Origin of the sequence: Noviherbaspirillum malthae (genome assembly GCF_015352985.1) — a bacterium.
Taxonomy (GTDB): Bacteria; Pseudomonadota; Gammaproteobacteria; order Burkholderiales; family Burkholderiaceae_D; genus Noviherbaspirillum; species Noviherbaspirillum malthae.
The window spans coordinates 17099-37846 of sequence record NZ_JACYXF010000026.1; the positions used below are offsets into that span (position 1 = coordinate 17099).

The following is a 20748-nucleotide window of genomic DNA, read 5'->3' on the forward strand; positions in this document are numbered from 1 at the left end:
TCCCGAACTCGAAGGAAAACGAGGATTTCTTGACGACAGCTTCCCCCAAGAGCAGCCTTGCCGCGCTGACGCTTGCCGCCATCGGCATCGTCTACGGCGATATCGGCACCAGCCCCCTCTACACCATGAAGGAGGTGTTCGACGAACATCACGGCATTGCGCTGACCCAGGCGAACATCATCGGCGTGGTCTCGCTGATCCTGTGGGGCCTGATCATCGTCATTTCCCTCAAGTACGTGACGCTGGTGCTCCGGGCCGACAATCGCGGCGAAGGCGGCATCATGGCACTGACCGCGCTGGCGCTGTCGTCGGTCACGCAGCGCTCGCGGATGCATTATCCGGTGATGCTGCTCGGCATGATCGGCGCCGGCCTCTTCTTCGGCGACGGCGTCATCACGCCGGCCATTTCCGTGCTGTCGGCCATCGAAGGCCTGGAAGTGGCCACGCCCGCGCTTGAACCCTACGTGATTCCGATCACGCTGGCCGTGCTGGTCGGGCTGTACACGCTGCAGAGCCGCGGCACGGCCGGCATCGGTCGCTGGTTCGGCCCCATCGTGCTGGTGTGGTTCGGCACGCTGGCGACCATGGGCGTCATCAACATCGTCGGCAATCCGGCGATTCTCGCGGCATTCAATCCGCTGCATGCCTTCCGCTTCATGGCCAGCAACGGCTGGCTTGCCTTCGTTGCATTGGGCGCGATGGTACTGGCGCTGACCGGCGCGGAAGCGCTGTATGCCGACATGGGCCACTTCGGCCGCAAACCGGTCCGGCTGGCGTGGTTTTCCGCGGTTTTTCCAGCGCTGGCGCTGAATTATCTGGGGCAGGGGGCGCTGCTGCTGTCCAATCCGGGCGCGGCCACCAACCCGTTTTTCAATCAGCTCGGCTCCTGGAGCATTTATCCGCTGGTGGTGCTGTCGACCATGGCCACCGTCATCGCGTCGCAGGCGACCATTTCCGGTGCCTTCTCCGTCACCCAGCAGGCAATCGCGCTCGGCTTCCTGCCGCGCATGCGCATTATCTACACGTCGGAAATCGAGATCGGCCAGATCTATATTCCCGTGGTCAACTGGCTGCAGCTGACCGCGGTGGTGCTCGCGGTAGTCGGCTTCGGTTCCTCGTCCGCCCTGGCTTCTGCCTATGGCATCGCCGCCACCGCCACCATGCTGATCACCACGCTGCTGACCTTTTTCGTGGTGCGGCACGGATGGAAATTTCCGCTGCCAGTGATACTGGCCTCCACCGCCTTCTTCCTTGCGATCGACATCAGCCTGTTTTCCTCGACCAGCCTGAAGATCGTCAGCGGCGGCTGGTTCCCGCTGGTGATCAGCGCGCTGATGGTGACGCTGATGCTGACCTGGAGAAAAGGCCGCGAACTGGTGTTCGACAACATTCGGCGCCACCTGATACCGCTCGACGATTTCCTGACCTCGCTGTTCATCGCGCCGCCGCACCGCGTGGACGGCACGGCGATCTACTTCCGGATGGAGGGCGACGGCGTGCCGCACGCCCTGCTGCACAACCTGCTGCATAACAAGGTGCTGCACCAGCGGGTCATCTTCCTGACCGTGCATGCGACCGACATTCCGCGCGTACCCGAGCAGGAGCGCATCCGCGTCGTGCCGCTCGGCCACGAGTGCTATCAGGTCAATGTGTATTACGGCTTCAAGGATGAACGCGACATTCCGCACGCGCTGCAGCTTTGTACCAAAGCCGGGCTGGAAATCGAGCCGATGGAGACCTCCTTCTTCATCGCCCGGCATACGATTCTCGCTACCGTCGGCGGCGGCATGGCCTTATGGCGCGAATCGCTGTATGTGACGATGGCGCGTAACGCCCGCGACGCCGCCGACTTCTTCAAGATCCCTGCCAACCGCGTCATCGAACTGGGCACCCAGGTGGAGATCTGAAGCGCGGGCCTGCAAGCGGCTTCAATGCCGGTCCGCTCCCGCGTAAGTTATGCCGGCAGGTCGTCGGCCACGAGGCGGTTCCGGCCCTGCGCCTTCGCCGCATACAAGGCCTTGTCCGCCCGCTGCAGCAGGGTGTGCAGGGTATCGTCGTCGCGCGAAATCGCCAGCCCGATGCTGAGCGTGACCGGAGCCGGGGCGTTCAGCTGGTCGGCGCAAGGGTGCTGCATCAGCAGCCGGTTCGCTGCCGACACGGCGCCATCGAAGCTGGTTCCGGGCAGCAGGACCGCGAACTCGTCGCCGCCGAGGCGGGACAGGTAGTCGATTGAACGCAGCGTGCCGTTCGATGCGGCGGCAAAACGCAGCAGGGTGGCATCGCCGGCGGCGTGGCCGCCGGTATCGTTGAGCGCCTTGAAGTTGTCGAGATCGATCAGCAGCAGCGCCAGTGCATTACCGGAGCGCCTGGCCCTGTCGAGCTCCCGCTGCCCGATATCGAAGAAAGCCCGGCGCGACCAGGCGCCGGTCAGGAAATCGCGGTTGGCCGCGTCTTCGGCCACGGAAACGATGGTACGGTGGGCCAGCAGCAGGCCGCCCAGCGTCAGCACAGGCAGCATGAAAGCCCCCGCCGACAATATCAGCACATTCCAGCCCGTCGGTTCCAGCAGGTGGGACGGCGCATTGATATCCAGGAGCTGCGTGACCGAGCGGAAAAGATGGCCGCCCGTGATGAGCACGCACATGCAGATGATGAACAGCAGCGGATAGCGCGACGAAGGCCACGTGCGCCAGGTCGATGCCACGGTCAGCCCGATCGCTGCGGCAATGCCGGCCTGCGACAGGGACACCGTGAGCGTGCGCAGGGTGAATGAGTCGATGACGTAATGGCACAGCGCAATCGACGCCATGACTGCCGCCACCAGGGCGACCAACCAAGGCGGGCGGATGGTACGGCAAGTCAGGCGCCGGTAGCCGACCAGAGTCGCCGCACTGGCCGCGGTGTAGGCGCCGTTGGCGACTTCGTAGGCGAACAGCGGCGGCAGTTCCTTGCCGAAGGCGTACAGGATATAGGCCGCCATGCCGAAGACATTCCCCAGCAATAATTCACGCACGCCGCTGACCCTGCTTTCATTGACTGAATAAACCACCAAAAACATCAGGAAGCAGAGCAGCGCGGCAATGAGAAATGCTTCTTTTGTACCAAGCATCTTCAGGAATGGAGTAATTTCTTAATGGAAATATAGTATGCGACAAACAGGGTAGCGTAATCCCATGTTCATGGGAATCCTGAACAGCATGAAATTGAGCCGATTGAACGGATTCAGACGCCCAGCACGGTCACCACGACCTTGCGCCGCTGGGGTGCGGCACGATGCTCCCACAGGAATATGCCCTGCCAGGTGCCGAGCAGCAGCCGGCCTGCGCCCACCGGCACGGTCAGGCTGGTATCGGTCAGCACGCTGCGCGCATGCGCCGCCATGTCGTCCGGCCCTTCCAGATCATGCCGGTAGGCCGGATCGCCGTCCGGCGCGAGGCGGGAAATGACGGTCTCGAGATCGCGCCGCACATCCGGATCGGCGTTTTCCGTAATCGTCAGGGAGCAGCTGGTGTGCTGCACGAAGACATGGGCGATGCCGCATTGAATGCCCGATTCCTCGACCACCTTGGCGACGGCGCTGGTAATGTCGCGGGTGCCGCGTCCGGACACGGAAAATTCGAGAGTGGATTGATGGGCCATGCTTGATATTCTGGCAGTTTTCACGCAAACAATCTCGACAAGATTCCGGCGGCATTCCTTGCAATGTGAAAGCGGCGCAATCCGGAGACAAGGATGGCAGTGTTATCTGTTTGAAGACTGCGGCGAGCGGCTTGCGCCTGATACGAAGAGCTCGCGCGTACGTGAAGTAGACCGCGCGACCAGTGTCAAGATCACGCCGCGCGGCAGGATTTCAAACAGGCCTTAGGCGAACCCGGATCGAAACCCCATGAGGACTGCATATCACGGGCACGCGGAAAATCGCGTGCCGGAAGAGGGCGACGTTACTGCTTGACGTCGATCCGGGTCACGGTAAATTGACCATCAACCTTTGCTGCGACGAAGCTGACCTTGTCGCCTTGCTTGACCTTGTCCAGCATGCCGGGGTCCTTTACCCGAAACACCATGGTCATCGGCGGCATCTCAAGGTTCTTCAGTTCAGCATGCTTGATGGTGATTTTCCTGGTTTCTTTGTCTACCTTGCGGATTTCACCTTCTGTCGGCTCACCCGCGGATTCGGACGATATGGCTGCGGCAGCGGAATCGGGTGCGGCATGCAAAGTCATTGGCGCCACGCCAAGGATTGCCGCGGCTAGTGCCAGTTGAGCGATTGTTTTCATGGTTCTTCCTTTTGAATCAATTGTAATGCTTGTACACAGAGTATTTGCCGTCTGCCTTTGCCAGCAGAACGTCATACGGGTCTTTGCGGGGGCTTGTCACGCCATTCGCTTTTGGCTTTTCGGCAATCAGCTGCCTGATTTCGCTTGCTGCGACATGCCTTTCAAGCCTTTGCCTTGATGACTCTGATTTTTCCAATCATTCCTGCTTCGAAATGCCCGGGAATAAGGCAGGCGTAGTAGAACTCGCCAGCTTTGGTGAACTGCCAGACCATTTCTTCCTTCTTGCCCGGACTGACGTGTGCCATGTAAGGTTCATCGTGCTCCATCCCGGGATGCTTCTTCATCAGTTCACCATGGGCCGTAAGCTCATCCATCGTGCCGATGACCATCTCATGCATCATCTTTCCCTTGTTGGCCACGATGAATCTGACTATTTCGCCTTCCCTGACGGTGATGTCGGCAGGACCGAAACGCATCGTGTCTGCCATTTCAATGGTGAGCGTGCGCGTGGTGTTCTTGCGGTCTCCCTGCTTTCCGAAAGCATGCTCATCAGTCGAGACAGGTGAGTCAGCCTTCCTGGCGTGCCTCTCATTGCCGTGTGCATGCGCGAGACCGGCGCCACACGCAAACGCAATGGTCATTAATGCCGCTGTCGCAGACTTGAATACATTGCCCTTTTTCAGTTCCTTGACTGTCTTTGCCAATTTTTCACCTTTGTTGTCGCTTAATGGTGACCGTTGTGTCCCGAAGGCTTGCTGACGGTCATTTCAACGCTTGCCGATTACTTGCCGACGGCATTGACTGCCCGCCGGCTGACCCGCTCCGAATTGGAGGAGGAGTTTCTCCCGTCCACTCATAGGCAACCGTGCCCGCCGGATGCTTGTACCAACCCGAGTCTTTGTAGTTTCCCGGCTTCTGTTCCTTCCTAACCTTCACCATGGTGAACATGCCTCCCATTTCAACGCCGCCGAACGGGCCCTGGCCGCTCATCATCGGCAGCGTGTTGTCCGGCAGCGGCATTTCCATCTCGCCCATGTCCGCCATGCCGCGCTCGCCCATGACCATATAGTCGGGGACGAGCTTGTTGATTTTCCGAGCGATGCCGCGATGGTCGGCGCCGATCATTGTTGGAACGTCGTGCCCCATCGCATTCATCGTGTGATGCGACTTGTGGCAGTGGAACGCCCAGTCGCCGAGTTCGGTGGCATCAAACTCGATGGCGCGCATCTGGCCCACCGCCACATCCGTGGTCACTTCCGGCCAGCGCGATTCAGGACGAGTCCAGCCACCGTCAGTCCCCGTGACCACAAACTCGTGACCGTGCATGTGAATGGGGTGGTTCGTCATCGTCAGGTTGCCGAAGCGGATTCGAACCCGGTCGCCCTGACGCACATTCATCGAGTCGATGCCCGGGAAGACACGGCTGTTGAAGGTGAACAGATTGAAGTCCAGCATCGTATTCACCCTTGGCGTGAAGCTGCCAGGCTCGATATCGTAATTGCTGAGCAGGAAGACGAAATCACGGTCCACCTTCATGAAGTTCGCATTCTTCGGATGTGTCACCCAGAAGCCCATCATGCCCATGGCCATTTGCGTCATTTCATCCGCATGCGGGTGGTACATGAAGGTGCCCGGGCGCCTTGCTTCGAATTCATAGACAAAGGTTTTGCCGGACGGGATGCCAGGTTGCGTCAAGCCGGTCACGCCGTCCATTCCGTTTGGCAGGCGCTGGCCGTGCCAGTGGATGCTGGTGTGCTCGGGCAGCCGGTTCGTTACGAAGATGCGGACACGATCGCCTTCGACCACCTCAATGGTCGGACCCGGAGACTGGCCGTTGTAACCCCACAGGTTGGCCTTCATGCCGGGTGCGAGTTCACGCACGACCGGTTCGGCCACCAGGTGAAATTCCTTGACGCCGTTGTTCATGCGCCAGGGTAGCGACCAGCCGTTGAGTGTGACGACCGGGTTGTACGGCCGTCCATTGGGTGGAGTGAGGGGAGCTGCGGTCGCAGCGCTATCCATCACCGGTGCTTCGGGCAAGGAAGCCGCACCAATACGGCTGACTACGCCCGCGCCTACCAGCGCGGCGGCGCCTGCAAAAAAATTTCTGCGCGATACCATTTCCATTCCTCGTTCAGTGTCCTGCGGCGCCGGCTTCTGTGGGCGCTGCACTACGAATTGGTACGTTTCCGACGCCAGTGCCATTGATGGCAGCTTGCAAATCGGTCTCGGCCAGCCAGAAGTCGCGCTGCGCTTCAATTGCGGCGTTGACGCTGCCGACCTGGTCGCGGGCATCCGATAGCAATTCGAACACGCTGGCCAGCATGCCGTTGTAGCGGAGCAGGACCTCATCTGAAATCTTCTTCCGGAGAGGAACGACCTCGGTCTGGTAGTGCTTTGCCAGGTCATAGGTCGTGCGGTATGCCGAGTACGCCTCACGGACTTGGGACCGCGCACGCACGGCCAGGTCGGCGGTCCGATATACGGATTGCATGTACAGTGCTTCCGCCTTGGCGGTACGGGCGCTGCTCCAGTCGAAAAGGGGAAGCTCAAGTTCGATTTCATAGCCATTGGCGCGAGGCGCACCTGTCTCGCTCTTGCTGGCATAGCCGGCGTCCAGCACGTTGATGAAGCGGGTTGCCCTGGTCAGGCCAAGCGCGCTGGCTGTCGCTTGCGCATCTCGCCTGGACATCTGGATATCCAGACGCTGCTCCATCGCCAGCTGTTCCGCGTTCGCAATCTCGGTCGGCGCCTTGGGCAGGTCCGGCAAGCGGTCGGGTAGCTTGAAAGCGGTGTTCTTGCCCCACAGGCCGAGGAGACGGGTAAGCTGTTCACGCGCCGCGGTGGCGTGATGCCGGGCGCGCGCAACCTGGGCGGTCGCGTCGGCATAGAACACTTGCTCCCGCGCCTGATCCAGCTTGCTGATGTTGCCAACCCTCGCCAGACGTTGCGACAGTTCGGCGCCTGCATCCGCAGCAGTCTGAACCTGCTCCATGTATTTCGCCGTTTGCTCGGCTGCTACTGCGTTGAAGTAGGCACGCCGGGTATCTGCGGCCAGTTGTACGGCTTGCGAGGCAGCCTGCAGCTTTGCCTGTTCAAGGCGCCGCTTTTCTATACCGCTGCGAAATGGCATGGTGACGATGCCGAGCAGGTCGAACATGACGCTCCGCTCGATTTCGGCGTCCTCGCCGCCGCGCATGCGGCCGAACGAGAAGCCGGGATTGCGGATGCGGCCGGCCTGCACCCGGTCGGCTTCTGCAGCGCCAAGCTCCGCGAAAGAGGCCTGCAGCGACTTGTTGTTTGCCAAAGCAATCTGCACAGCCGTATCCGGCGTCAGCGGCTTGGCCAGCAACTGGTTGACTGTGTCTGACGTCGTACCGCCGGTATCCCCTGTCGGCTTGAAAAAGCGGACATCCTGGCCGGTACGCTCCCTGGCCAAGGCAGACACGTCATCAAGTCCGCCGTCGGCCGAGAATGTGGCGCAACCGGTCAGAAAAACGCCCAGAAGCCCGGTGGCCATAATCGAGAGGTGCGGTATAAGGTTTGCCTTTGCCATTGCTGTCCCCTTAGTGATGCATGCCATGGTCGGCACCACTGCCTTGCTTTTCCGGGACTGTTGCGACGGCAGAGGAAGCAGCAGGCTGGCCTTGGCCGGAGTTCATATGACCGGCGTGCCCGCCAAGCTTGCCCATCTCGTCGTTGACGCTGCGCCAAATCTTGTCCGGAGATGCTTGTTCATCGCCGTTCGAGCGGAAGCCCTTGAAGGCGGACTCGTATGGCACTGCATTGACCGGCGCACTTGCGTCAGCAGGGTTGTACTTGGCTTGTTCCTGTTGTGCGAGAGCGGCAATGGGAAGTAAACCCCATGCGGCAACCGCCAGCCATTGTCTGGTTGACATTTCTTTCCTCAAATCGGTAGAACATACGGGCGAACAAATGCACGTGAGCCTGCATGGGAGCGTGACCGGACCGGCGAATGAAGCCTGTCCTCCGTTCCTTGCAGCGATTTAGATGGAAAGATGTCTTGGAGGGCGTTCGAGACCAGGCGGAATGAAGCCGGTGAACGATATAACAGCAGGAACTGCCGCAGCTTCAACAGGACTGAACACTGGCGTCAAAGAACCCGACGGCGGGGGAGCAGCAGTTCCGAAACCGCAAGCTGCACAGGCGCTGCAATGTGAAAGATGGGGCCCTTGCTTGGCTTCAACACACTTCGCGGTTGAGGCTTTCTGCGCGTCATCAGCGACTGCGACGTTTTCCGAAGCATCACGGTGGTGAGGTCCTGAACTTTCATCATGAGAATGGCTTGCCATTACCATCACGCCATGCGAGATATCGTGATGACGCGGTCCGCAGGACGCTTTAATGACCGCAGCCATGCCTTCGATGGGCAGAGCGGCCATCAGTAGGCAAAGCAGAAACGTCTTAAGGACTCGGTTCATTCCAGAAATCTATCGCAAGGGAAGGTTGCTTGAGACCACCATCATCCCAGCAGTGTAAGGCTTCCCACAGCGGGAAGGTCAAGCGAAAAGAGAACGGTTTTTCATGCGCTAAGGTGCATGTTTCTTTCGAATAATTCATTCATATAAATTTGTCAGCAAGTATCCTTTACCTTGCTGCCCTTGGACCTTGCCTGTATTCATTTCCGTATCGGTATCTATTACATCCTCGTTGTAAATTGCCTGACCGCTTGGAAACAATATTTGCGTTTGCAGCATAAATCAGCAGCATCTTTCCTTAAGCTGTTATTCTTTCGAATATTATTTGATGGTGCAACGCGGCATAAAACCTGCTTAAGAGTCTCTGTAACTTTTTTGGAGGCTTTTATGTTCAGCGATAGAAATGATTGGAAGATACTGGAGCAGTGGCCGGATTGTCCGCCTTTGCTCGAAGAGTTGCCTGACGGCTTGATCGAGGACGAGATATGACCCTTTTTCCACGCAAAAGATGATTTGCGTGAAAGGCAAATCGCGTGGCTCGTCGAAAGCCCTTTTGTCTATTGCAAGCAAAAGGGCTTTCTGTTTATTGTTGTTCGCACAACTGTTATTTCTTCAGCAATCGACCTTGGCAAACTCAAGCTGACAAAGCAATTAAATTGATTTAAGGTAACAGGAAGGCGAGAAAAGCAATTCCAACAGGGTGCAAAAGGTGGACACAAGCCCGGGTAGGCATGTACAGGAGTCCGGTCCCGCAGCGGCATCGAAGATCCATCGTACTGTGGTTCTGTGAGCGAATCTCCATAACAATCTATCGGGAGACAGGGAATGGATGTGCAGGGCGGAAAAATACTGGTCGTTGACGACCTTGCGGACAACCTGCGGCTGCTCCAGCAGATGCTCAAGGAAGGCGGCTATACCACCTACCCGGCCAATAGCGGCAGCATGGCGTTGCGCTTCCTCCAGACCACCTTGCCCGACGTGATCCTGATGGATGCGATGATGCCCGACATGGACGGCTATGAAGTCTGCCGGCGCCTGCGTACCGATCCGCGCACGCATGATATTCCGGTCATCTTCGTCAGCGCGGCAGACCATGTGATCGACAAGGTCAAGGCCTTCTCCTGCGGCGCCGTCGATTATGTGGTCAAGCCCTTCCAGCAGGAGGAGGTTCTGGCGCGCATCAAGACGCATCTGTCGCTGCGCGACCTGCAGAAGCGGCTGGAGCAGCGGGTCGCCGAAAGAACATCGGAACTGTCTTCCATCAACGCAGCGCTGTCACGCGAAATCGCCGAACGCATACGCACCGAAAAGGCGCTTACCAACACGCGCCAGGATTACAAATCCCTGGTCGATTCCATCAACGGCATTTTCTGGGAGCTCGAACTGCCGTCGTTCCGGCTGGCTTATGTCAGCCAGCAGGTCGAATCGATGCTCGGTTTTCCGCAGAATGTCTGGCTGCAGTCGGACAGCTTCTGGATCGATCGCCTGCATCCCGAGGACAGGGAAAGAGTGGTCGGCTATTTCAAGACCGACGCTGCCCGGGCGCTCAACTATGATCTCGAATACCGGATGGTCGATGCCGGCGGCCGTACAGTGTGGCTTAGGAATATCGTCAAGGTCATCGTGGAGAATGGCACGCCGGTGAAGATGCGCGGCGTGATGGTGGTCGATATCACGCAAAAGAAAACAGCGGAAGAGCAACTGCATGTCATGGCGCATTACGACGCGCTGACAGGTCTGCCCAACCGGGCGCTTCTGCGCCAGCAGGCCGCGCAAGTCATCGAGCAGGCGCGGCGTGACGGGCGCAAGGTGGCACTGCTTGTCATCGACCTCGACTACTTCAAGAACATCAACGATTCTCTCGGCCACCAGACCGGCGACGCCCTGCTCAGGGAAGCCGGCATGCGGCTGCGGGCCGGCTTTGGTGCCACGGGCAAGGTTGCCCGGCTCGGCGGAGACGAATTCGTGCTGCTGATGCCCGAACTGGATAACGGCCAGAAGGCCGCCGCTGCGGCGGAGCTGGTGCTCGATCAGCTGAGAGTGCCTTATCTGATCGACGGCCATGAGCTGCATTCCGGCGGCAGCATCGGCGTCAGCATGTATCCCGACGACGGCGGCGATGTCGATGCCCTGCTGCGCGCGGCAGATACGGCGATGTACAGCGCCAAGGAAAAGGGCAGGAATACCTATCGCTTCTACACGGCTTCGCTCAAGATCGCCGCCGAAAAGAGGCTGATGCTCGAGGGCGGCCTGCGGCAGGCGCTGGCACGCAAGGAGTTTCTCCTGTACTACCAGCCCAAGATCGATCTCAAGACTGGCCGCATCTTTGCCGCGGAAGCCCTGTTGCGCTGGAAAAGGCCGGACGGCGCCATCGTCTCCTGCGGCGAGTTCGTCGACATCGCCGAGGAAAGCGGCCTGATCCTTCCTATCGGCGAATGGGCGCTGCGTGACGCGTGCCAGCAGCTCAAGCAATAGCATGACTCCGAATTCCCCGAACTTCAGGTCTCGGTCAATCTGTCGGCGCGACAGTTCTATCAGGCCGGGTTCCAGCATATCGTCGCCGGCATCCTGCGCGAAACGGGCTTGCCGCCCGCGGCGCTGGAACTGGAAATCACGGAAAGCATGCTGATGCAGCCGGGAGAAGACAATCTGCAGACCCTGGCCCAGCTCAAGGCGATGGGCATACAGCTGTCGGTCGATGATTTCGGCGTCGGCTATTCCAGCCTTGCCTACCTGCGGCGCTTCCCGGTCAGCGTGCTCAAGATCGACCGCTCGTTTGTCAATGGCATCGGCGACAACCGCAACGATGCGGAAATCGTTGCGGCGATCATCGCCATGGCACGCAGCCTGCGCCTGAAGGTAGTGGCCGAGGGCGTCGAGCATGCGCAGCAGGCCGCCTTCCTGAAGGATCTCGGCTGCGAGGCGGCCCAGGGTTTCTATTACAGCAAGCCGGTGCCGGCGGAGGACTTCGCCGCCATGCTGCGTCTGGAAAACGCAGACTGCCGCATCGAATGATCGGGGCCGGCTGCTCAGAGATCAGGCGGCTGCCGTGGGCGCATGATAGGTCTGTGAGAACAACGAGCGCATCCAGGACCATGGATGGCCGACCGTCGTGTCGGAGCGGGCCTGCTTCCATTCCTCGTGTTTCCGCAGCCAGAGCGGCGGCGGCGAAAGCGCGTCGTTGACCTCCTGGAAGCGGGCATCGAGCCGGGCGGCGATCCAGTACACGTTCACCGCCTTGTATCTGTCGAACGGGCCGCTGAAATCCTTTACGCCGGCCAATGCACGCTTGCGGTCGAAGGGCACTGTGCTGCGCACGAATTCCTCATGGGTGCGCTCGCCGAGCGCATACGGTTTGAGCCAGTCGAGCGCAAGGGCAAGCCGGCCTTGCGTTTCCGGCGCGCCATACCAGTCCTGGCCGTGCGCCGCCGCCATCGACGCGGCCATCAGCATGGGTTCCAGTGTGTACACCACATAGTGCATTGCATCGCGCTCTTCGAAATCCAGAGTACTGCCGTCAGGACGGATGTTGCGCAGCACATGGCGCATGAACACCGTCCTTGCCCTTGCAGCAAGCACAGGATCTCCGCTGGCAAATGCACCGGCGGTAGCTATCTTGATGCGATGGCTGTGCCAGTTGTTGCTTTCGGTATTGCGGTCGCCGGCCAGCACCTTGTCGGCGAGATAGCCGGTAGCCAGCGCGGATGAAAATGCGCGCACGCGCTTGATCATCGCTTCAGGCAGAAGATCCTGGATAAGGTCGAAGCCGAACAGCAGGCTGGGCAGCTGGGTTTCATCAATGGGATTGAAGGAAGGCGAGTAGGACGCCATCCATGCGTTGAGATTGGCGACTGCGCGCTCCGCATGCGCCGCCTCTCCGGTCAGGCGATAGGCGAGCGCCTGCATGCGTATTTCGCGCCAGTCATCCTGCGCCCAGATGCTGACCGTGCGCAAGCCTTCGCCGGGGAGCAGGCCTGCGGTGCGCACCAGCGGTATCGGCCGGGCTTCCCTGCCGAGCGTCAGGCGTGCCGCCTCTACGGTCAGCGCTGCGACATCGGCAGGCACCAGCTGGGCGAGCTGTCTGGCGCGTTCGGGAGAAGTCAGCGCAAAACTGTGTTCGGCATCGGCCGGTCTGCCGTTGGGCAGCATGGCGCAACCCAACGGCAGACCGGCCAGCGCCAGCAGCAGCGTGCGCCGCACCGGAAGCGAAGGAGCATGGCCGGTGCGGCTTTCCGGCATCAGGGGAAAATCAGAATTCATGTCGGATTCCAAAGCCGACACCGCGCACGTCCGATCCCGGAACGCGCGCGGCTAGGGCAGAGACGATAGGATCGCCGTCAAACTCATAGCGTGCGGCGGCCTCGTTGTTGATGCGGCTGAAATACGCCTGCAGCATCGTGCGCTTGCTGAGGATGTACTGGTACAGCAGCGACAGCTGTCGCGCGCCAGTGACGGATCTGCTCGCGGACGAGCATTGTCCTTCGTTGGCCGCGCCGGCGCAGCGCACGTCGCCTGCTCCCGAATAATGGACGACGAAGTCGTGGATGCCGGCCGTGTGCTTGACCGATACTGACCAAGCCTTCCGGTAGATGCTGCCCGGACCCGTGCCGGCTCCCGCACCGAAGTCGCCGCGGGATTCCATTCTGTCCCAGGCGGCGCCGAATGTCGTCGTGCCTATCGTATAACGCGCGGCCAGGCGATGTCCGAAATCCTCGGACTCGCCCTGCGCCAGGATGCGCTGGGCATTGCGTGACTCGTAGGCATAACCCGTGTAGAACGGCCCGTTGACGTAACTCAGGCCGGCGCCGTAGATGTAATTGTTCTGCCCTGCGGGGCGGTTCTCGCCGGGCGCCCAGATCAGCGCGCCGGCCAGTCCGTTCAGGTTCGGCGTGTCGTAGCGTATGCTGTTCTGCATGCGGCTGTTGAGACCGGTTGCCTGTCCGTTCAGGGTGGCCATGATGCCGATATTGTTGGCGATTGATGTGCTGCCCGGCACGAAGTTCATGCGGCTGCCCATGCCGCGCATCGGCGAGGTCATGAAGCCCGCCTTGACGCGGCCGAAATCACCCTGGAGGCCGACAAAGGTATCGCGATTGCTGATCCGGCCCGAGCCGTTGTCGACATCGAATCCGCCTTCGATCTGGAACATGGCCTTGTAGCCTTCACCCAGGTCTTCCACCCCCTCGAAGCCGAGGAGCGAGCTGTTGGACACGAAACGCGCGGTCCTAGAAACAGTGGTCGATCTCACCGATTCGAGCACTGCAGAGGACAGGCCGTAAACTCTCACGTCAGTCTGCGCATGGGCGCTGGCCATCGAAAGTGCGATAGCGGCGGCCATGCAGATTTTATGTCTCATCACTCCGCCTCCCTGCGGTGAGTTGACGACGATAACCGGGGTTTGTACTGCGGGCGAAATGACAAGCCGGTTGTTAAACCGCCAAGTGCCATGTCGCATCTTTATTTATTTGATAATTATTTTTCGTTCATCATCAAATCATTGATTGGGCAGCGCTTGCCAACCCATCAGTGAAAACCGTAGCTGTTGCCCGCTTGTCTATTCCCTAATGCAATTTGTCTTGATAGCATAGCCTCAATAAATAAAGAGTTAAAGTGCTGGCAGGAGACTTTTCTCTTCACGAACAACAATGATGCGCAGCGAGGAGAATATGCAAGCGACAGCGTGCGATCCATCTGGCCCGGGACCCGGCACGCCCGGAAGCCTATGCTTGAACTAAGGGTAGTACGGAGCCTCTTCGGGAATCGCTTTGGAATGAAGCATTCCGCACAGGCTCGTGTTCAAGAAGCCGCGGCGGCACCGGCGGTGTGCACGGTTTCGCCCTCATCTTCGCCGTCGTCCTCAAGCTCATTGCGGCCTACCTTGGTGGTGTGCTGCTGTGTCGCATTGACCATGGCACTCCTGCTCAGCCTGCCAATGACATCGGCCGCGCTGACCAAGAGAGAATCGCAGGCGCTTTTCGAGACCGCGCAAACCAATCCCCGGCAACTGATTCGCGAGTCCGAACATAACTTGCGGTATGCGCAGGCTCGCATGGACCCGATCGACGAGACCAAGGCATTGCTCGGGCTGGCCACGGCACACCATTTTCTGTCCGACTACGATGCGCTTGCCAAGGATGCGGAGCAGGGCATTGAGATCGCACGCGAGACCGGCGACAGGAACGCGCTCTGCTGGTTTCTGGCCTACGGCGGCCTCGGCCTGTACAGCAAGGGCTCACTCGATGCCGATGCCGCGCTCAGGGAAGCGGGCAAACTGTTCGACGAAGCCGCTGCCATCGGCGAGAAGCATTCGATGCAGGCTTGTCTGGGCTGGGTGCAACTGGCGCGCGGAAAGATATTCAACGCCGTGCGTCTCACTTCCGATTCGCTGGCTGCTGCATCGAAAGCCTATACCGTATTCGATAGCGAAGGCGACCGCTTCGGCATGGCGGCGGCATTGACCGATATCGCGGCGTACACCCTGATCCGCAATACCGAAAAGGACGCCGAAAAAATCCGAGAATACCTCGACCGTGCGTCGAACCTGGTTGACTTCGATACATATCGGCTGCTGGCCGCCGAAATCAATCTGCTGCATGGCCACAATGAATACTTCCTGCAAAATCTGCGCGAGGCACGCACCCGGTTCGAGAAGGCGACCGCCATTTCACGCGGCGTCCAGTATCATTTCCTGACCGGTCTTGCCGAACGCGAGCTTGCCGATATTGCCAAGGCGGAAAAGCGCCTTGCGGAGGCGTTCCGCCACGTCGACCTGTCGCTGCAGATGGTGGAAAATCATCCCGACAAACGGCATTACATCAAGGCGATGCTGCTGCGCGCCGACGTGCTGTTCAGGCTCGGCCGGCGCGCGGAGGGGCTTGAAGCTCTTCGCCTGTCCGAAGCGGCGCAGTCCCGCATCAATGACCCGTCGAGCACTGTCCTGTATTACCTGCGTTCCGCCGAGATCTACGCCGACCTGGATGACTTTCATGATGCCTACCGCCAGCTGGAAGCCTTGCGCAAGGTCGAGGCGAGGCTCAATGCATTGCGCAACCAGCGCCTGACCGACGAGCTCAAGGTCCGCTTCGACGTGGCACTGACCGAGTCCGAGAACGCAAGGCTGGTCGCCGAGAGGCAGGAAGCCGAAAGCAGGCGGCTGGCCCTTACCCTGGGCCTGACGCTGACTGTCGTGCTCAGCGCGGCATTGATCGGCGGCCTGGTGTTTTACATGCGCAAGCGCGCCGCCGATACGCGCATCGAGATGGAGCATCAGAAGCGGCTGGTGGCTGCCGAGGCCGAAGCCAATCATGCCAAGAGCGAATTCCTTGCCAACATGAGCCATGAGCTGCGTTCGCCGCTGAACGCCATCCTCGGATTCTCGCGGCTGGTAACCAGGGAGCCGGGACTTTCCGACGAGACGCGAGGCAACCTGCAGACGGTGCTGCGCAGCGGCGAGCATCTGTATCACCTGATCAACCAGATTCTCGACCTTTCAAAAATCGAGGCAGGGCGCATGACGCTCAACGACACCGTATTCAACCTGCACTTGCTGCTCGATGAACTGGAGCAGATGTTCTCGTTGAGCGCGCGCCAGAAGCACTTGACGATGACGGTAGAACGCGCGCCCGATCTGCCGATTCATGTGCGTGCGGATGCGGTCAAGCTGCGCCAGATCCTGATCAATCTCATGAGCAATGCGCTCAAGTTCACGGCGCAAGGCAGCGTCACGCTGCATGTCAGGCGCGCCGGCCTGCACCATCTTTCCATGACCGTCACTGATACCGGCCCGGGCATTTCCGCAGACGAATTGAAAACCTTGGGCAATGCCTTCGTGCAGGCGGGAGAAGGGCGGCGTTCAAGGGAAGGGACCGGGCTGGGACTCGTCATCTGCAACCGTTTCGTCAAGCTGATGGGAGGCGAGCTTCGCATGGAGAGCGAGATCGGCCAGGGCTCGCGGTTTTCATTCGAGATCGGTGTCACCGAAATCGACAATCCAGGCAGGTATGCGCAGACGCAGACGGCCAGCGGCCGCGTGATCGGTCTGGCGCCGGGCCAGCAGCGCTTCCGCATTCTGGCGGTTGACGATTTGCCCGACCAGCGCAAACTTCTGCGCGGACTGCTCGGCAGCCTCGGCTTTGAAGTGCGCGAAGCCGCCAACGGCGCCGAAGCAATTGAAGTCTGGGAAGAGTGGAGCCCGCATCTCATCTGGATGGACATGCGCATGCCGGTCCTCAACGGCATGGAAGCGACGCGCAGGATCAAGGCGACCGAGAAGGGCAAATCGACCGTCATCATTGCATTGACGGCCAGTACCTTCGAAGACGAGCGTGACGAGATCCTCCATGCGGGCTGCGACGATTTCCTGCGCAAGCCTTTTCAGGAACAGGCTTTGTTCGCGCAGCTGCATCAGCATCTCGGAGTGAATTTCATATACGAACAGCCTCGGGAAGAGAGGGTGGCTGAACCAGTCAGCGCCGAACGGGTGGCTGCACTGCCTGCGGAGCTGCGGGAGAAGCTGAGCGCAGCCCTGGCAGGACTGGACGTCGAGGCCGTCAACCTTGCGATCGATGAAGTGAGGATGGTTGATCCCGAAGCGGCCGACGCCCTGGCACTGCTGGCGGCGGGATTCGATTACGGAAGGATGCTGGCCTTGCTTCCGGCGCCTGCTGCGGCAACGGATTAATACGGGCACGCCGGCTCCTTCGGCCGCATTCTTGAAGAAGGGGCCGGCGTGCGGCATCAGGTGCGCGACTGCCTTTCACGCATCGACGATCTTCTGGAAGCCGCCGTAGATCATGCGCTTGCCGTCGAAGGGCATGGATTCCGCTCCGGCCTGGAGCCGGGGATCCTCCATCACTTTCTTCATGCCGGCGTCGCGCACTTCCCTGGACGGCCAGGTGATCCATGCGAAGACGACGGTTTCATCCGGCTTGCGCTTTACCGCCATCGGAAAGGATGTGACTTCTCCTTCCGGCACGTCGTCTCCCCAGCATTCCACCAGCGTCAATGCACCATGCTCCTTGAACACCACTGCGGCATTCTCGGCATGGGTCTTGTAGATTTCACGGTTTGCGGTCGGCACGGCAAGCACGAAGCCATCGACGTAATTCATGGGCCTTCTCCTTTTGTGCTGCAAAACAATGTTGGAAACATCATGGGGAGCCGGCCTGGCGAGACGGTTCGCCAGGCAGATCAGGCGGTGGTCACCACCATCCAGTTCATGCCGAACTTGTCCGTCACCATGCCGAAGCATGGTGAGAAAAAGGTCTGTCCCAAAGGCATTTGCACCTGTCCGTCTTGCGCCAGAACGGAAAACACTCGCTCTGCTTCGCTGGCTCGCGGCACGGAGATCGAGAGCGAAAAACCGCGGAAGTCGGTGGCGCCGCTGCAGCGCCCATCGGAAGCCATGACGATGGTGTCACCGATGCGAAAGCTGGCATGCATGATCTTGTCGGCGGCATCCGGCGGGCTCATGCATGCCGACGAGTTCTCTCGACTCTGCTGAGCTTGCTGGCCTTGCAGATCGGGATTGTCCTTGAAGCGCATGAGCATATCGACCTGCGCGCCCAATGCGTTGCGGTAGTATTCGATCGCCTCTTCGCATCGGCCATCGAAGAACAGATAAGGCTGGACTTGCATTGGCTATCCTTGAAAGTAAGAGTTGGCAGCGGTGGTCAAACGCCCGCGACAGCGGCATCGATTGCACCGACTGCAATTGCAGGCCATGGACCGCATGCGCTATGGAGCATCATGGACTGCATGCCCCATGCTGCTCGACGCTGCACACCAGCTTTCAATGTTGTGTACAGTGTCCACTTATAGTAGAACGGTTTGTGGACGCTGTACACAACATTTTCGATCTCACGAAATAAAGCCAACATCGCAAAGCGGGAGACATACCGGCACGGCGATCTTTATCAAACTCGGCTGCAAGCAGGCTTTGAACCGGTGTACGACGTGGCGCAGGCGGGGCCGGCTTACTGCCGCAGGAAAACGTTCGGGAGCGGAATTTCTCGCCTGGTCGGCCGTACATGGATTGCCGGTGCCTGTGTTGGACGGCCCGCTGCGCGGCCTTGAGGCGGAGCAGAAAAAAGCCATATCGCAGCGCTGCTGGATATGGTCGAAAATGGTTTGTAATGCAAGCGCGACAAGACAGCAGTGCGCATATGTCTCATGCCATCCGCTTCCTGCATTGACAGATGCCTGAAGCGGATGGCCCTGTTATTGCTGGGTACGCTGGCGGCGCATCTGCAGCAGCGCCGCCAGCGCCAGGCCTGCGCCCACCATGACCGCACCCGTGGTGCGCGGGTGGGTAACCGCGCTGGTATAAACGCTGAATTCACGCGGCGGATTGCTGCCGGCGCCGGCGCGCTCCATGAGATCGGTACTGGAAGAATAAAGATTGTTGTCGTCGCGATCGCGCGGCGGCCGGTCGGTTTTCATCATGGGAATCATGAAGCGCTCCATGCCCTTGTCGAGCAGGCGCGGCATGAGATGGGCGCCGGTACCGGACAAGCGTGCGCGGCTGCCGACATACACATCGCGCATGGGATGCTCGGCGGCATACAGCAAGGCATCGGCTGCAACGTCCGGCGCATATACCGGCGGCGGAAGCTGCGGCTCGACTTCCATATAGTTCTTTGCGTGGGCAACGAACATCGTATCCACCGAGGCCGGCTTGACCAGCGTGACCGATACCGGCGCGCCTTCTTCTTCGAGTTCCGTGCGCAGCGAGTCGGTAAAGCCCTTCACCGCATGCTTGGATGCGGAATAGATTCCCAGCAGCGGCACTGCGCGGTCGGAGGTTTCGCTGCCCATGTTGATCAGTGCGCCGCCGTGCTTCTTCAGATGCCTTGCCGCAATCATGGAGCCATGCACGACTCCCCAGAAGTTGACATCGAACAGCCTGCGCATGTCCTCGGCCGGCACCGCCTCGCTCTTGCCGAAGATGCCGACGCCGGCAATATTGAGCCAGCTGTCGAATCCGCCGAAGCGTTCGATGGCGGCGTCGGCGACGCGCTGCACATCGGCTTCGTTCGCCACGTCGGCTGCGACATGCATGGTCTCCGCGCCCAGCATGTTCAAGTCATCGCAGATGAGGCGCAGCGCGCTTTCGTTGCGCGCCACAAGAACCAGCCTGGCGCGGCGGCGTGCGGCCATGCGCGCCGTCGCCAGGCCGATGCCGCTGGTCGCTCCCGTGATCACCATGACCTGATCCGCCAACGCCTTCAATTGGATACGCATGCCGCTCTCCCGAAAATGCATGGCCATCGCGAAAAGCATGCCAGTGGCAGTCCGCGCATGGTCCCCTGCGAACGTTTCGTCCAGATGATTCATTGCGCGCGCGGCGAGTGAATTTCTTACTCGCCGCATGCCGATTTCTACATGCTGCGGCAAGGTGCGTTCGCTCATGCAGTCGACGTCGTCGGCTTAACTTCCCTCAATTCGCCTCGCAAACATGCCCGCTACAGTGGTGCTATCCACATCGCCAAGTACCACCATGAAAGCCGCTCACAATATCTTCGAGTACCTGACTGCTTTCGCAGTCGTTGTTCTCTTCAGCGCAGTCATCCTTTTCTTTCCCGAAATGGGGCAAGGCCAGCTGCCTTCGGAGGTGAGCGGCATCGGCGATCCGGCTGCGACGGAACAGCCTGCCGCAACAGTGACACCGCAAACCAAAGCGGAAAAAACGGACGACCAGGCCCATAGCTGATTGAGCCGCCGGGGGAGCGAAGCGGAGTATGCGCACTGCAGCCTCCGTTGCCTTCACGCCCTCAGCGTTCGCGCCGATCGTTCTTGCGGCGCTCCACCTGATCCCAGCCGATTTCCTTGCGGATTTCCTCCGGGCCATGCAGCGGCGTGCGCTCGTTGACGCGCCGCTCGGCGTGGCGCCGCTCCATGTATTCTCGGACCTTTTCCTTTGCGTCCTTGGGCTGGTTGATGGTTGGCATGAGGGGCCTTGGGCATGCGCAATGCACGCAAACTCATTCCTACATTAGGAGGCTCCGCGCTCTGCTGCTTGAGCCGGCACAAGC

16 protein-coding genes and 3 pseudogenes are annotated in these 20748 nt (G+C 59.9%); 6 read left to right on the top strand and 13 right to left on the bottom strand.

Annotated features, from left to right (window positions below; all coding sequences use genetic code 11):
* Positions 1–29: 29 nt before the first annotated feature.
* Positions 30–1907 carry a potassium transporter Kup gene (locus IGW03_RS22370; protein ID WP_194724752.1) on the top strand — a complete coding sequence of 626 codons (1878 nt, stop codon included), beginning with the start codon at positions 30–32 and terminating at the stop codon, positions 1905–1907.
* A gap of 47 nt (positions 1908–1954) precedes the next feature.
* Here IGW03_RS22370 and IGW03_RS22375 read toward each other — a convergent pair whose 3' ends face one another.
* From IGW03_RS22375 to IGW03_RS22405, 7 genes and pseudogenes are all read right to left on the bottom strand, one after another.
* Positions 1955–3109 carry a GGDEF domain-containing protein gene (locus IGW03_RS22375; protein WP_194724753.1) on the bottom strand — a complete coding sequence of 385 codons (1155 nt, stop codon included), beginning with the start codon at positions 3107–3109 and terminating at the stop codon, positions 1955–1957.
* A 113-nt stretch (positions 3110–3222) separates the two neighbouring features.
* Positions 3223–3639, bottom strand: coding sequence for a secondary thiamine-phosphate synthase enzyme YjbQ (locus IGW03_RS22380; RefSeq protein WP_194724754.1), 417 nt, complete (start codon positions 3637–3639; stop codon positions 3223–3225).
* Between the two features lie 302 nt (positions 3640–3941).
* Positions 3942–4277 carry a copper-binding protein gene (locus IGW03_RS22385; protein WP_194724755.1) on the bottom strand — a complete coding sequence of 112 codons (336 nt, stop codon included), beginning with the start codon at positions 4275–4277 and terminating at the stop codon, positions 3942–3944.
* A 161-nt stretch (positions 4278–4438) separates the two neighbouring features.
* Positions 4439–4981: a cupredoxin domain-containing protein gene (locus IGW03_RS22390; protein WP_228535940.1), complete on the bottom strand. Its 543-nt coding sequence runs from the start codon at positions 4979–4981 to the stop codon at positions 4439–4441.
* A 20-nt stretch (positions 4982–5001) separates the two neighbouring features.
* Positions 5002–6398, bottom strand: a pseudogene (locus IGW03_RS22395) (multicopper oxidase family protein).
* 13 nt (positions 6399–6411) lie between these two features.
* The gene (locus IGW03_RS22400; RefSeq protein WP_194724756.1) at positions 6412–7833 is read right to left on the bottom strand and encodes a TolC family protein; all 1422 of its coding nucleotides are present in this window, start codon (positions 7831–7833) and stop codon (positions 6412–6414) included.
* 10 nt (positions 7834–7843) lie between these two features.
* Positions 7844–8176: a hypothetical protein gene (locus tag IGW03_RS22405; protein WP_194724757.1), complete on the bottom strand. Its 333-nt coding sequence runs from the start codon at positions 8174–8176 to the stop codon at positions 7844–7846.
* Positions 8177–8890: 714 nt separating this feature from the next.
* Here IGW03_RS22405 and IGW03_RS22410 point away from each other — a divergent pair.
* Complete coding sequence (locus IGW03_RS22410; protein WP_194724758.1) at positions 8891–9205, top strand: hypothetical protein; 315 nt, start codon at positions 8891–8893, stop codon at positions 9203–9205.
* A gap of 336 nt (positions 9206–9541) precedes the next feature.
* A pseudogene (locus IGW03_RS22415) lies at positions 9542–11731 on the top strand (two-component system response regulator).
* A 21-nt stretch (positions 11732–11752) separates the two neighbouring features.
* On the opposite strand, the gene IGW03_RS22425 reads toward IGW03_RS22415, so the two are convergent.
* Positions 11753–12976 (bottom strand): alginate lyase family protein, encoded by a 1224-nt coding sequence (locus IGW03_RS22425; RefSeq protein WP_194724760.1) that lies wholly within the window; start codon positions 12974–12976, stop codon positions 11753–11755.
* Positions 12966–14072 carry a porin gene (locus tag IGW03_RS22430; RefSeq protein ID WP_194724761.1) on the bottom strand — a complete coding sequence of 369 codons (1107 nt, stop codon included), beginning with the start codon at positions 14070–14072 and terminating at the stop codon, positions 12966–12968. Before IGW03_RS22430 ends, IGW03_RS22425 begins: the two co-directional genes overlap by 11 nt.
* Before the next feature lie 552 nt (positions 14073–14624).
* On the opposite strand from IGW03_RS22430, the gene IGW03_RS22435 reads away from it, so the two are divergent.
* Positions 14625–17396 carry an ATP-binding response regulator gene (locus IGW03_RS22435; protein ID WP_194724762.1) on the top strand — a complete coding sequence of 924 codons (2772 nt, stop codon included), beginning with the start codon at positions 14625–14627 and terminating at the stop codon, positions 17394–17396.
* A gap of 75 nt (positions 17397–17471) precedes the next feature.
* On the opposite strand, the gene IGW03_RS22440 is transcribed toward IGW03_RS22435, so the two are convergent.
* Both IGW03_RS22440 and IGW03_RS22445 read right to left on the bottom strand, forming a co-directional pair.
* Positions 17472–17825, bottom strand: a complete 354-nt coding sequence (locus IGW03_RS22440) for a DUF1428 domain-containing protein (protein WP_194724763.1) — start codon at positions 17823–17825, stop codon at positions 17472–17474.
* 80 nt (positions 17826–17905) lie between these two features.
* Positions 17906–18352 carry a VOC family protein gene (locus IGW03_RS22445; RefSeq protein ID WP_194724764.1) on the bottom strand — a complete coding sequence of 149 codons (447 nt, stop codon included), beginning with the start codon at positions 18350–18352 and terminating at the stop codon, positions 17906–17908.
* A 334-nt stretch (positions 18353–18686) separates the two neighbouring features.
* Between IGW03_RS22445 and IGW03_RS39280 the strand changes: the two are divergent.
* Positions 18687–18850 (top strand): annotated as a pseudogene (locus IGW03_RS39280) (TetR family transcriptional regulator); the annotation flags it as partial.
* Positions 18851–18934: 84 nt separating this feature from the next.
* Here the strand turns inward: IGW03_RS39280 and IGW03_RS22450 are convergent.
* Positions 18935–19957 carry an SDR family oxidoreductase gene (locus IGW03_RS22450; RefSeq protein WP_194724765.1) on the bottom strand — a complete coding sequence of 341 codons (1023 nt, stop codon included), beginning with the start codon at positions 19955–19957 and terminating at the stop codon, positions 18935–18937.
* Between the two features lie 256 nt (positions 19958–20213).
* Here IGW03_RS22450 and IGW03_RS22455 point away from each other — a divergent pair, with 256 nt between their 5' ends.
* Positions 20214–20426: a hypothetical protein gene (locus IGW03_RS22455; RefSeq protein ID WP_194724766.1), complete on the top strand. Its 213-nt coding sequence runs from the start codon at positions 20214–20216 to the stop codon at positions 20424–20426.
* 61 nt (positions 20427–20487) lie between these two features.
* Here IGW03_RS22455 and IGW03_RS22460 read toward each other — a convergent pair whose 3' ends face one another.
* Positions 20488–20664 carry a hypothetical protein gene (locus tag IGW03_RS22460; RefSeq protein WP_194724767.1) on the bottom strand — a complete coding sequence of 59 codons (177 nt, stop codon included), beginning with the start codon at positions 20662–20664 and terminating at the stop codon, positions 20488–20490.
* Positions 20665–20748: the final 84 nt, after the last annotated feature.

Bases quoted from the DNA above. Each gene is read 5' to 3' on its own strand.
- IGW03_RS22375 (WP_194724753.1), bottom strand. From the start codon at position 3,109: ATGCTTGGTACAAAAGAAGCATTTCTCATTGCCGCGCTGCTCTGCTTC.
- IGW03_RS22380 (WP_194724754.1), bottom strand. From the start codon at position 3,639: ATGGCCCATCAATCCACTCTCGAATTTTCCGTGTCCGGACGCGGCACC.
- IGW03_RS22385 (WP_194724755.1), bottom strand. From the start codon at position 4,277: ATGAAAACAATCGCTCAACTGGCACTAGCCGCGGCAATCCTTGGCGTG.
- IGW03_RS22400 (WP_194724756.1), bottom strand. From the start codon at position 7,833: ATGGCAAAGGCAAACCTTATACCGCACCTCTCGATTATGGCCACCGGG.
- IGW03_RS22405 (WP_194724757.1), bottom strand. From the start codon at position 8,176: ATGTCAACCAGACAATGGCTGGCGGTTGCCGCATGGGGTTTACTTCCC.
- IGW03_RS22425 (WP_194724760.1), bottom strand. From the start codon at position 12,976: ATGAATTCTGATTTTCCCCTGATGCCGGAAAGCCGCACCGGCCATGCT.
- IGW03_RS22430 (WP_194724761.1), bottom strand. From the start codon at position 14,072: ATGAGACATAAAATCTGCATGGCCGCCGCTATCGCACTTTCGATGGCC.
- IGW03_RS22435 (WP_194724762.1), top strand. From the start codon at position 14,625: ATGGCACTCCTGCTCAGCCTGCCAATGACATCGGCCGCGCTGACCAAG.
- IGW03_RS22440 (WP_194724763.1), bottom strand. From the start codon at position 17,825: ATGAATTACGTCGATGGCTTCGTGCTTGCCGTGCCGACCGCAAACCGT.
- IGW03_RS22445 (WP_194724764.1), bottom strand. From the start codon at position 18,352: ATGCAAGTCCAGCCTTATCTGTTCTTCGATGGCCGATGCGAAGAGGCG.
- IGW03_RS22450 (WP_194724765.1), bottom strand. From the start codon at position 19,957: ATGCGTATCCAATTGAAGGCGTTGGCGGATCAGGTCATGGTGATCACG.
- IGW03_RS22455 (WP_194724766.1), top strand. From the start codon at position 20,214: ATGAAAGCCGCTCACAATATCTTCGAGTACCTGACTGCTTTCGCAGTC.
- IGW03_RS22460 (WP_194724767.1), bottom strand. From the start codon at position 20,664: ATGCCAACCATCAACCAGCCCAAGGACGCAAAGGAAAAGGTCCGAGAA.